The following is a 12397-nucleotide window of genomic DNA, read 5'->3' as shown; positions in this document are numbered from 1 at the left end:
TGGAAAAGAGCAAAAAAAATCCCCGGATGATGCCGGGGATCGTTTTTTGAGAGGGTAGTTTTAGGCCAGCGTATAGGCCGTTTTCACCGTGGTGAAAAATTCACTCGCATATTTGCCCTGCTCACGCGGGCCAAAGGACGATGCCTTGCGGCCGCCGAAGGGAACGTGAAAGTCCACGCCAGCCGTCGGCAAGTTGACCATCACCATGCCCGCTTCCGCATTGCGCTTGAAGTGTGTTGCATGCTTCAGGCTGGTGGTGGCGATGCCCGAGGACAGGCCGAATGGCGTGTCATTGGCAACGGCTAGCGCCTCATCATAATCCTTGACTCTAATGACGGCTGCGACGGGGCCGAAGATTTCTTCCTGCGAAATGCGCATGCTGTTGGTGGCTTCGGTAAACAGCGTCGGCTGAAGATAGAAGCCGGGTGTTTCGCGTTTGACGAGTTCGCCGCCGAAAGCAACTTTCGCGCCTTCCTTTTTGCCGATCTCGATGTAGTCAGTGTCCTGCTTCAGCTGTTTTTCATCAACGACCGGGCCGACATGGGTTTCCTTATCCATGGCGTGGCCGACATTGATCTTGGCTAGACGCTCGGTCATGGCTGCAACGAACTTGTCGTGAATGCCTTCGGTCACGATGATGCGCGAAGATGCCGTGCAGCGCTGTCCGGTAGAGTAAAAGCCGGAGTTTGCGGCTGCTTCCACGGCAACGCTCAAATCGGCATCATCGAGAACCACGAAGGGGTTCTTGCCGCCCATTTCCAGCTGGAATTTACGGTTGAACGGCAGCGAAGACGCCGCCACGCGCTGGCCGGTGCCAGTGGAGCCGGTAAAGGTGATGCCGGACAGATGCGGGCTGTCGAGCATTGCCTGACCGACGACCGAACCGCGGCCCATGACGAGGTTCAGGACGCCCTTCGGCAGACCGGCGCGGTGGAGAATATCGACAATCGCCCAGGAGCAGCCCGGAACCAGATCGGCAGGCTTGAAGACGACGGTGTTGCCGTAGCAGAGCGCTGGAGCGATCTTCCACGCCGGAATGGCAATCGGGAAGTTCCATGGCGTGATGATGCCGATGACGCCGAGCGGCTCGCGGGTGACTTCGACGCCGATGTTCGGGCGGGCCGACGGAATGACTTCGCCTGCAAGGCGCAGCGCTTCACCGGCGAAGAAATCGAAAATTTGGGCGGCGCGGATGGTTTCGCCGATGCCTTCAGCCAGAACCTTGCCCTCTTCACGGGCCAGAAGTGCGCCGAGTTCTTCCTTGCGCGCCAAAATTTCGTCGGCGGTCTTTTTTAAGATTGCATGGCGTTCCAGAATGCCGGACCGCGACCAAGCCGGAAAGGCAGCTTTGGCAGCAGCGATAGCTTGCTTTGCTTCTTCGGCACCCGCTTGCGCGTAAAGGCCGACAACCTCGTTGGTATCGGACGGATTGATGTTTTCCGACGTATCGGCTCCGATCCACTCGCCATTGATCAGGTTCTGATGGATGGTCATGAACATACTCCCTTTGACGCTGAAGCGGCCTGTATCCTGCGCCACCTCGCTCGTTATGAAACGACCTTTCGGCCATCGATTTATGACGTGGCACCCGGTTGCGGCTGCCACGAAGTTGGCGGGGACCTTATGTCATATTATCTCTTGACGAAAGTCGCCATATGACAGTGCCGGCAAATAATTCCATGTTATGGTACGGGTAAGAATGTTTTGGCGGGTCTGAAAAGGCCGTTTTAGTGCTCACGCTTATTCAGCTTTTCCAAATAGAGCAGAATGCCGCTGTGGTCGATATCCGCACCGCCATCGCCAACGAAATCAGCGAACTCCTCTGTGATGGTCTGCGTCAGCGGCAAGTCAAGCGACAGGTCTTTCGCCGTTGCCAGAACGCCATTCAGATCCTTGAGCTGGAATTTGGAGGGGCCACCGGGCACAAAATCGCGTTTGACCATGCGTTCGCCGTGCAGCTCCAATATTCGGCTTTCGGCAAAGCCACCGCGAATGGCATTGCGGAACCCTTCACGCGAGGCACCGCCCGCCTCGACCAGCATCATAGCCTCGGCAACGGCACCAATGGTGATGGCGACGATCTGTTGGTTCGCCAGTTTACACAATTGTCCTGCGCCCGATGGGCCGACATAGGTCAGCCTGCCCATGGCGGCGAAGACATCCGAAAGGCTTGAGACCAGCGCTTCATCACCACCCGCCATGATGGCCAGCGTGCCCGCACTTGCGCCCACGACGCCGCCGGACACCGGTGCGTCGATGTGACCGATGCCGAGTGCCTTGAGCCTGTCGGCATGGTCGCGTGCAATCGGCGGGACAATGGAACTGCTATCGATGACGACAGCGCCCTTTTCAAGCGCCTCCGCCACGCCACTATCGAACAGTACGTCGCCCACCGCCTTGCCGTCGCTCAACATGGTGATGACGACATCGGCACCTTTCGCAGCGTCCGCTGGAGAGGAGGCCAGCACCGCACCATCGGCCACCAGCGCCTGAGCTTTCTCGACGCTGCGGTTCCAGACGCGCAGGGTGAAGCCAGCCTTGAGCAGATTGCGCGCCATCGGCCCGCCCATCAGGCCTGTGCCAATAAATGCGATTACGCGGCCTTTTGAATTGTCCATGTCGGTTTCCTCCCGTGCCTTCAATGTGCACATTCATGCAACGTCAAAAAGGCCAATCGAGGTAAAAAACGTTCGCGGTCAGAAAAACACCCGGTGACCGTGAGGTCTGCCGGGTGTTTTTTGATCGTTCTTACCCTATTTAGCTTAAGCAGCCTTTGCCTTGTTCTGCCTGTTTTCAATGAGGTCATCGACCACGGCGGGATCAGCCAACGTCGACGTATCGCCGAGTGCGCCAAAATCATCCTCGGCGATCTTGCGCAGGATGCGGCGCATGATCTTGCCCGAGCGGGTCTTCGGCAGGCCCGGTGAGAACTGGATCTTGTCAGGCGTGGCCACAGGGCCGATCTCGTTGCGGACATGTTTGACGAGTTCGGCGCGCAACGCGTCATCGCCCGTCTGCCCGGCCATCAGCGTGACGTAGCAATAGATGCCCTGCCCCTTGATGGAATGGGGGTAGCCGACGACTGCAGCCTCGGAGACGAGGTTGTGCGAGACGAGTGCCGATTCGACCTCGGCTGTTCCGAGACGATGGCCGGAAACGTTGAGGACGTCATCGACGCGGCCGGTGATCCAGTAATAGCCGTCCTCATCACGACGGCAGCCATCACCGGTGAAGTATTTGCCCTTGTACGTCGAGAAGTAGGTCTCGATAAACCGCTTGTGATCGCCATAGACCGTGCGCGATTGCCCCGGCCAGCTGTCTGCTATGCAAAGGTTACCGTCGGCTGCCCCTTCCAGCACCTTGCCCTCGGCATCGACCAGTTGCGGCTGCACACCGAAGAAAGGCCGCGTGGCCGAGCCTGGCTTGAGATCGGTGGCACCGGGCAGCGGCGTGATCAGAATGCCGCCGGTTTCCGTCTGCCACCATGTATCGACAATCGGGCTCTTATCATCGCCCACCACATGGTAATACCATTCCCATGCCTCGGGGTTGATCGGCTCGCCGACAGTGCCCAGAAGCCGCAGGCTGGAGCGAGACGAGCGCTTAACGAACTCGTCGCCCGCACCCATCAGCGAACGCAGGGCCGTCGGGGCCGTGTAGAAGATATTGACCTGATGCTTGTCGATGACCTCCCAGAAGCGACCCTGATCGGGGAAGTTCGGAACGCCTTCGAACATGACGGTGGTGGCACCATTGGCGAGCGGCCCATAGACGATATAGGAATGGCCCGTCACCCAGCCGACATCGGCAGTGCACCAGTAGATATCGCCATCGTGATAATCGAACACATATTCATGCGTCATCGACACATAGACGAGATAGCCACCCGTCGTGTGCAGCACGCCCTTGGGTTTGCCGGTGGAGCCTGAGGTGTAGAGAATGAAGAGCGGGTCTTCCGCCTTCATCTTGGCCGGTTCGCAATGGGGTTTTACCGAGGCGACTTCCTGGTGGTACCATAGGTCGCGGCCCGGTGCCCAGTTGGTCTTGCCGCCGGTGCGGCGTACCACCAGCACCTTGTCGACCTTCACATGCTGTCTGGCGGCGATATCGATGGCCTTGTCGGTGTTGTCCTTCAAAGGGATCGGCTTGCCGCCACGCACGCCCTCGTCGCAGGTGATGACGAAGGTGGATTCGCAATCGACGATTCGGCCTGCCAGCGCATCCGGTGAAAAGCCACCGAAGACGACCGAGTGCACCGCACCGATGCGGGCGCAGGCGAGCATCGCATAGGTCGCTTCCGGCACCATCGGCATGTAGATCGTCACCCGGTCGCCCTTCTTGACGCCGTGCTTCTTCATCACATTGGCCAGACGACACACCGCATCGTAAAGCTGGTTATAGGTGATCTTCTTGTCGATATAGGGATTGTCGCCTTCCCAGATGATCGCGGTGCGCTCGCCATGCGTCTTCAGGTGCCGGTCGATGCAATTATACGAGACGTTGGTCAGCCCGTCCTCGAACCACTTGATCGGCACCTTGCCGGTAAACGACGTGTTCTTCACTTTCGTATAGGGCTTGAACCAGTCTATCCGCTTGCCATGCTTGCCCCAGAATTTCTCAGGGTCCTCGACGCTCTGCTCGTACCATTTCAGGTATTTGTCATTGTCGAGCAACGTGGTCTTTTTTGCAGATTTCAGAACCGGATAGATTTTGGCAGACATGAATTCCTCCTCAGATCGCATCGCGTCTTTTGCAATTACCGGAGACTCCTTTTCTCCAGTCATGTGCCAGATTCATAGCAGTTCAGTGACATCCGGCAATTAGACAAAGGTCATTTGTTGCGCAAAGAATTGCAATTCTGATGCAATCCAGTTATAGACCGCTGATATCCCGGAAATTAGTGGTTAACATCCACGTCCCGCGCCACCGGAGCGGACGGACAGAAGGACTGTATCTATGGCTCAAACATTGCTCATGCCGAAAGCGACGGCCGTCTGGCTGGTGGATAATACCGCATTGTCGTTCGAGCAGATCGCCACTTTTTGCAAACTGCACCCGCTTGAAGTCAAGGCAATTGCCGATGGCGAAGCGGCGCAGGGGATCAAGGGACTCGACCCGATTTCCACTGGACAGCTTTCCCGCGATGAAATCGAACGTGCGGTCGCCAATCCCAACCACAAGATCAAGCTTTCCGAGCCCAAGGTTCGCGTGCCTGAATCCAAGCGTCGTGGCCCGCGTTACACACCGGTTTCCAAGCGTCAGGATCGCCCGAACGCCATTTTGTGGCTGGTGCGCAACCATGCCGAACTGAAGGACGCGCAGATTTCGCGTCTCGTCGGCACCACCAAGTCCACGATCGAACAGATCAGGGACCGCAGCCACTGGAACTCGGCCAATCTGACACCGATGGATCCGGTTACACTCGGCCTGTGCAGCCAGATCGACCTTGACCTTGAAGTCGAGCGCGCATCACGCGGTCGCCCCCTTCCAACCCAGGAAGAGCTGGACGCGACATTGCAGCCTGCTGCCGCCACGGAAAGCCTCGGCTACAAATACGAGCGCGAAGAAGAAAAAGAAATCGACGCCAACGCTGTCTTTGCCAAGCTCAGCTCTCTCAAGTCAACCCGCAAGGATGACGACGAAGACGACAATTTCTGATTTTGAGTCTGTCGATCAGAATAGAAAAAGCCCCGGCATCGACCGGGGCTTTTTGTTGAGCGGATTATTTCTTCTCAGAAATTCCTTATGCGGTGAGAGCCGACTTTGCAGGCATCGACAGGACCGGCGCACCGGTCTTTTCATCGTCGTTCAGCAGGCCACTGGCTCGTAGCAGCGAGGAGAAGCGACCGCCGCGCATGCTCAGCTCATCGAAGGTGCCTTTTTCCACGATCCTGCCATTGTCCATGAACAGGACCTGGTCGGCATCGCGCACGGTCGACAGGCGGTGGGCAATGATGAAGGTCGTTCTGTTCTTGCGCAGCGCATCGACGGCGTCCTTCACGCGGGCCTCTGTTTCCACGTCAAGCGCACTGGTTGCTTCGTCGAGAACGAGGATCGGTGCGTTTTTCAACACGGCGCGGGCGATGGCGATACGCTGACGCTCACCGCCGGACAGACGGTTGCCGCGTTCACCGACCTGCGTCATGTAACCGGTGTTTCTGCTGTCGATGAAGTCGGTCGCCGCCGCCGCAGCAGCGGCCTGAGCGATTTCGTCATCGGTTGCACTGTCGCGGCCAAGGCGGATGTTATCTCGGATCGACCGGTTAAGAAGCCCGGCATCCTGGAAAACCGTTGCAATGGAGTGGCGCAGGGACTGACGGGTTACCGTCGAGATGTCTGTACCATCGACCAAAATCTGGCCGCCATTGGGATCATAGACCCGCTGCAACAGATTGATCAGGGTGGTCTTGCCCGCACCTGTCGGTCCGACGATGGCGATCGTTTCGCCGGCATTGGCCGTAAACGAAACGTCGTGCACGCCCTGCTTGGTGTTGGCAAAACCGAAATTGACGTTGCGGAATTCCACCTTGCCGGAGACCTGGCCGAGTTCGACTGCACCGCTTGGCTCTTCCCGCTCCTGCACGGAATCTTCGAGCTTGAAGAAGTCAACGAGCTTGGCACGGGCCTCGAAAATCTGGGTGGCGAAAGCGCGCACCTGGTCCAGGCGGCCGATCAGCAGGTTCGCAAAGCCGATGAAGGCGATGATGTCACCGACCCGCAGCTCACCGTTCTTCACAAGGATGGCACCGACAACGAGGATGATCATCATCGAAACCGAAGAGGCAGTCCGGTTCAATGCACTTGCGAATGCCCACCAGTCCAGAACCGGATATTGCGCGCTGAGAAGCCGCTCCGTAAATGACTTCAGAGCTTTTGTTTCAGCTTCGATGCGGTTGTAGCTGTGCAACACAGAGACGTTGCTGATCGAATCGCTGACATGGGCGAAAACCGTGTGGTAATGTTCTTCGACCGATGCCTGACCTTCCTTGGTGCGCTCCATCACCCATTTGCCGATGAACCAATAGACGATGCCCAGTCCCATCAAAACAAAGCTGAGGCGTAGGTCCATGGAGATGGCAGTCGGGATGAGAAGAATCAGCGCAACGAATGTCGCAAGATGGGTGCGCATGAATTCCAGCCACAGGCCGAACAGCGTTTCACTTGCGCGCAGAAGCGTGTGCAGAGCGTTGGATGTACCACGCTGGTGGTGCCATGAGAGCGGCATGGAAATGATCCGGCCGAAGGCTTCCGTCAGCAGGGACGCACGGCGCCCATGTGCCAACCGGTCCGCCTCACGCGCGACCGCAACATAGGCGACCGTATTGAACAGGGCAAAAGCTCCCCAGAGGATGAGGATGTTGACCGGGATGGTGCCAGATGAAAGTCCATCGATGATGCGACCGAACAGCACCGGCTCGGCAATCGTGATTGCGGCCAGAATGACGTTCGCGACGACGACGACGGTGACACGCAACTTGTTGTCGGCGAGGTAGCGCAGAGCGCGAGTGTAAACCTGAAACAGTGTCAATTGCCAAATCCCGTATTCTGTCAGTCTAGTAGCGCGATTGTAACGTTCCAAGCTCAGCAAGCCGACGCTAGGGCGGCATATGCCAGCAAGTTAGTATGTTATCGCTTTTTTCACATGAATGGCCGCTTAACGGTCGTGACTTAAACCTTTGAGTGCTAAAAAAATTATCGTGTCTTCGCAAGAACGGCTCCATCGGATCATGGCATCGACCGGCGGTCTTCACCGATGGTTTCGTGACGATATTGATGACGCAATAATGAATTTCCCTACGCTTCCTTTCGCTTCGAAGCATCAGAACAATAGGAAGACACTTCCGCATTTTACAAGCACTGGATGTGCGTTTTTGGGCTGGTCCGCTTCGAAACACATTGCAAAATTTCGCGGTATAGTTTTAATCATTTGATTACCTTATAAGGTACAACTTACCATTGGTGATATCGACGTCAACGGGGCTTCCTGTGAACGTATGGGTCTTCCAAAACGCCGATATCGTTTCATTTCTTCCAGGGTATTCGTTTCAATGCACAATGTTTTCCAGTTTTTGACTCTGTGCAACGAGGCAAGAACCGAAGAGCGTTTTGTGTCGGCATTTCATGAGCTGACGCGTCGCCTCGGATTTGAATTTTATCGCATCGTGCGCCGTGATGCGGAGGACCTGACGTTTACGGGGACGGTGCTGTCTGAACATCTGCCCAGCGGCTGGAAGGACGTTTATCACGCCAAGAAATACGGCAACAGCGATCCGGTCAAGCGGACGCTCGGCCTTTTGCATCAGCCTTTTCGATGTCGCGACGTGGTGGCGATGTTGCCGCAAACGACGCAGCGCAAACGTGCTGCAAAGATGTTTCAGGATGCGGCGCGGTTTGGCCTGCGCGAAGGGTATGCGTTTCCCATTCACGGTCGAAGCGGCTTGCTCGGCGGCGTTTACATCTTCGGAGACGGGCGGCTTCTTTCCACATCGGAACTGTTCATCATCGATACGGCCATGCGTGTGGCGTTCTGGCGTCTGCTGGACTTCGCCGGTCAATCGGAAACCGTTCTTTCCATCCCGGATATGTCCGTCACGCAGTTCACCCGGCGCGAGCTGGATGTGTTGACGCTGCTTGCCCAAGGCAGGACGTCGCCGGAAATCGGCAAGAGCCTTTCGATTTCCAGTCACACGGTCGATTGGTACATAAATGGCATTCAACGCAAGCTGGACGCCAGAAACCGCCAGCATGTGGTGGCGCTTGCACTCCGTCACGGAATTATCTCGTAAAACTTCTGCGTTCTACACGACAGCCATCGACAAAAACGCCCTTTCCAACAGGGGCGTTTACTGCTTAATTTCGCGCTGCAGCATATATGTTTGCTCGCGAGGTTTGGGAGGCCGTCTTGAAAATATCGAAAATCCTTGTCGCCAATCGTTCAGAGATTGCGATCCGTGTGTTCCGTGCCGCCAACGAGCTTGGCATAAAAACGGTCGCGATATGGGCGGAGGAAGACAAGCTTTCGCTGCACAGGTTCAAGGCGGACGAGAGTTATCAGGTCGGCCGCGGCCCGCATCTGGCCAAGGATATGGGGCCGATCGAGAGCTATCTGTCGATCGAGGAAGTGATCCGGGTTGCCAAGCTGTCCGGTGCAGACGCCATCCATCCCGGTTACGGCCTTCTGTCGGAAAGCCCGGAATTCGTTGAGGCCTGCAACGAGGCGGGTCTTATCTTCATCGGCCCAACAGCGGATACCATGCGCCGCCTGGGCAACAAGGTTGCCGCCCGCAATCTGGCGATTTCCGTCGGCGTACCCGTCGTTCCGGCAACTGAACCTTTGCCGGACGATATGGCGGAAGTCGAGCGGATGGCCGAGGAGATCGGCTATCCGGTGATGCTCAAGGCTTCCTGGGGTGGTGGTGGTCGCGGCATGCGCGCCATCCGTAAAAAGGAAGACCTTGCCCGCGAGGTGACGGAAGCCAAACGCGAGGCAAAGGCTGCTTTCGGCAAGGACGAAGTCTATCTGGAAAAGCTTCTGGAGCGCGCCCGCCACGTCGAAAGCCAAATCTTGGGCGATACGCACGGCAATGTCGTGCATTTGTTTGAGCGTGACTGCTCCATCCAACGCCGGAACCAGAAGGTGGTCGAACGCGCCCCAGCGCCGTATCTGTCCGACGAACGCCGTCAGGAACTGGCCAATTACTCGCTGAAAATCGCCGGTGCCACCAATTATGTCGGTGCTGGCACGGTCGAATACCTGATGGATGCCGATAGCGGCAAATTCTACTTCATAGAGGTCAATCCGCGCATTCAGGTCGAGCACACGGTGACCGAAGTCGTCACCGGCATCGATATCGTCAAGGCACAGATCCATATTCTCGAAGGCGAAACCATCGGGACGCCGGAATCGGGTGTGCCGGCGCAAAAGGACATCCGCCTCAATGGACACGCGCTTCAGTGCCGTATCACCACTGAGGACCCAGAACACAATTTCATTCCGGATTACGGTCGTATCACTGCGTATCGTTCCGCTTCTGGCTTCGGCATTCGTTTGGATGGCGGAACGTCCTATTCGGGCGCGATCATCACGCGCTATTACGATCCACTGCTGGTCAAGGTGACTGCCTGGGCTCCGCAGGCGGATGAAGCCATTGCCCGTATGCATCGTGCGCTGCGCGAATTCCGTATTCGCGGCGTGGCGACGAACCTGACCTTTCTGGAAGCCATCATCAGCCATCCGAGCTTTGTCGGAAACACCTACACGACGCGCTTCATCGATTCGACACCGGAGCTGTTCGAGCAGGTCAAGCGGCAGGACCGCGCGACCAAGCTTTTGACCTATCTGGCAGACGTTACCGTCAACGGTCATCCCGAAACGAAGGGCCGCGTTCAGCCTGCCGCCACCGCACCTGTGCCGATTGTGCCCTATATCGACAAACCGACACCTGACGGTACCAAACAGCTTCTCGACAAGCTCGGTCCAAAGGGCTTTGCGGAGTGGATGCGCAACGAAAAGCGCGTGCTGGTCACCGATACGACGATGCGCGACGGCCACCAGTCTTTGCTCGCAACCCGCGTTCGCACCCACGATATCGCTCGCGTTTCCAGCGTATATGCCAAGGCTCTGCCGCAGCTGTTATCGCTGGAATGCTGGGGCGGTGCGACCTTCGATGTGTCGATGCGCTTCCTCACCGAAGACCCGTGGGAGCGTCTGGCGCTGGTGCGTGAAGGCGCGCCGAACCTGCTGCTGCAAATGCTGCTGCGCGGAGCCAATGGCGTCGGCTACAAGAATTACCCTGACAACGTCGTCAAATATTTTGTCCGTCAGGCCGCAAAGGGTGGGATCGACCTGTTCCGCGTGTTCGACTGCCTGAACTGGGTGGAAAACATGCGCGTCTCGATGGATGCGATCGCGGAAGAGAACAAGCTTTGCGAAGCAACCATCTGCTATACGGGCGATCTTCTGAACTCCGCCCGTCCGAAATACGATCTGAAATATTACACAAATCTTGCCGCCGAACTTGAAAAGGCTGGCGCGCATATCATTGCCGTCAAGGACATGGCCGGACTTTTGAAGCCTGCGGCCGCACGGGTTCTGTTCAAGGCCTTACGTGAGGCGACCAGCCTGCCGATCCATTTCCACACGCATGATACATCCGGCATCTCGGCTGCGACGGTTCTGGCGGCGGTGGAAGCGGGTGTTGATGCCGTGGATGCGGCCATGGATGCGCTCTCGGGCAACACCTCGCAGCCGTGCCTCGGCTCTATCGTTGAAGCGCTAAAAGGGACGGACCGCGATACGGGCCTAGATACGGAATGGATCCGCCGCATTTCCTTCTATTGGGAAGCGGTGCGTGGGCAATATGCCGCCTTTGAGAGCGATCTCAAGGGACCGGCCTCGGAAGTCTATCTCCACGAAATGCCCGGTGGCCAGTTCACCAACCTCAAGGAACAGGCCCGTTCACTCGGTCTTGAAAGCCGCTGGCACGAGGTCGCGCAGACCTATGCCGACGTCAACCAGATGTTCGGCGATATCGTCAAGGTGACACCGTCTTCCAAGGTGGTGGGCGATATGGCGCTGATGATGGTCTCTCAGGACCTGACGGTGGCTGATGTCGAAAACCCGGACAAGGAAGTCTCCTTCCCTGATTCGGTCGTCTCCATGCTGAAGGGCGATCTCGGCCAGTCGCCGGGCGGTTGGCCGGAAGCCCTGCAGAAGAAGGCACTGAAGGGTGATAAGCCCTATACGGTTCGTCCCGGCTCGCTGCTGGAAGATGCCGATCTGGATGCCGAGCGCAAGGAGATCGAAACGAAGCTGGAGCGCCCGGTGGATGATTTCGAATTTGCCTCCTACCTGATGTATCCGAAGGTCTTTACCGATTTTGCGCTGACATCAGAAACCTACGGACCGGTATCGGTTCTGCCGACGCATGCTTATTTCTACGGCATGGAAGATGGAGAGGAGTTGTTTGCCGATATCGAGCGTGGCAAGACGCTTGTCATCGTCAATCAGGCCTCGTCCGGCGTTGACGACAAGGGCATGGTGACGGTCTTCTTCGAGATCAACGGCCAACCGCGCCGCATCAAGGTCCCAGATCGTGCCCATGGTGCATCCGGTTCTGCCGTGCGCCGCAAGTCCGAACCCGGCAATGCCGCCCATGTCGGTGCGCCAATGCCGGGCGTCATCTCCCGCGTCTTTGTCAATCAGGGGCAGGATGTGAAGGCGGGTGACGTGCTGGTTTCCATCGAAGCGATGAAGATGGAAACGGCGCTTCACGCGGAGCGGGATGGCAAGGTGGCCGAAGTGCTGGTCAAGCCAGGGGACCAGATCGATGCCAAGGATTTGCTGATCGCCTATGGCGAGTGAGGCGATAGAGTAGAAACGGAAAAGCCCACCGAA

Annotated in this window: 7 protein-coding genes; 3 read left to right on the top strand and 4 right to left on the bottom strand. The window is 57.3% G+C overall.

Features of this window, described 5'->3' with window-relative positions; all coding sequences use genetic code 11:
- Nucleotides 1–60: 60 nt before the first annotated feature.
- The 3 genes from DSM25558_RS06720 to acs form a co-directional block, all read right to left on the bottom strand.
- Nucleotides 61–1494, bottom strand: a complete 1434-nt coding sequence (locus DSM25558_RS06720; protein ID WP_077103080.1) for an aldehyde dehydrogenase family protein — start codon at nt 1492–1494, stop codon at nt 61–63.
- A gap of 233 nt (nt 1495–1727) precedes the next feature.
- Nucleotides 1728–2618, bottom strand: coding sequence for an NAD(P)-dependent oxidoreductase (locus tag DSM25558_RS06715; protein ID WP_077103078.1), 891 nt, complete (start codon nt 2616–2618; stop codon nt 1728–1730).
- Between the two features lie 144 nt (nt 2619–2762).
- The gene (gene acs / locus DSM25558_RS06710) at nt 2763–4721 is read right to left on the bottom strand and encodes an acetate--CoA ligase (protein WP_077103154.1); all 1959 of its coding nucleotides are present in this window, start codon (nt 4719–4721) and stop codon (nt 2763–2765) included.
- A gap of 235 nt (nt 4722–4956) precedes the next feature.
- Between acs and DSM25558_RS06705 the strand changes: the two genes are divergently transcribed.
- Nucleotides 4957–5658, top strand: a complete 702-nt coding sequence (locus DSM25558_RS06705) for a DUF1013 domain-containing protein (RefSeq protein WP_077103076.1) — start codon at nt 4957–4959, stop codon at nt 5656–5658.
- 85 nt (nt 5659–5743) lie between these two features.
- On the opposite strand, the gene DSM25558_RS06700 is transcribed toward DSM25558_RS06705, so the two are convergent.
- The gene (locus tag DSM25558_RS06700) at nt 5744–7528 is read right to left on the bottom strand and encodes a glucan ABC transporter ATP-binding protein/ permease (RefSeq protein WP_077103074.1); all 1785 of its coding nucleotides are present in this window, start codon (nt 7526–7528) and stop codon (nt 5744–5746) included.
- A 580-nt stretch (nt 7529–8108) separates the two neighbouring features.
- On the opposite strand from DSM25558_RS06700, the gene DSM25558_RS06695 reads away from it, so the two are divergent.
- Both DSM25558_RS06695 and pyc read left to right on the top strand, forming a co-directional pair.
- Entirely contained in the window at nt 8109–8786 is a 678-nt protein-coding gene (locus DSM25558_RS06695) for a helix-turn-helix transcriptional regulator (protein ID WP_159442476.1), read from the top strand.
- Nucleotides 8787–8902: 116 nt separating this feature from the next.
- The gene (gene pyc / locus DSM25558_RS06690) at nt 8903–12364 is read left to right on the top strand and encodes a pyruvate carboxylase (protein ID WP_077103151.1); all 3462 of its coding nucleotides are present in this window, start codon (nt 8903–8905) and stop codon (nt 12362–12364) included.
- The last annotated feature ends 33 nt before the right edge of the window (nt 12365–12397 follow it).

The organism is Agrobacterium sp. DSM 25558, from assembly GCF_900100825.1.
In the GTDB taxonomy this organism is placed as follows: Bacteria; Pseudomonadota; Alphaproteobacteria; order Rhizobiales; family Rhizobiaceae; genus Agrobacterium.
This window is presented reverse-complemented; position numbering and strand designations above follow the sequence as displayed.

Coding starts and splice junctions, on each gene's coding strand:
- DSM25558_RS06720 (WP_077103080.1), bottom strand. CDS start 1,494: ATGACCATCCATCAGAACCTGATCAATGGCGAGTGGATCGGAGCCGAT.
- DSM25558_RS06715 (WP_077103078.1), bottom strand. CDS start 2,618: ATGGACAATTCAAAAGGCCGCGTAATCGCATTTATTGGCACAGGCCTG.
- acs (WP_077103154.1), bottom strand. CDS start 4,721: ATGTCTGCCAAAATCTATCCGGTTCTGAAATCTGCAAAAAAGACCACG.
- DSM25558_RS06705 (WP_077103076.1), top strand. CDS start 4,957: ATGGCTCAAACATTGCTCATGCCGAAAGCGACGGCCGTCTGGCTGGTG.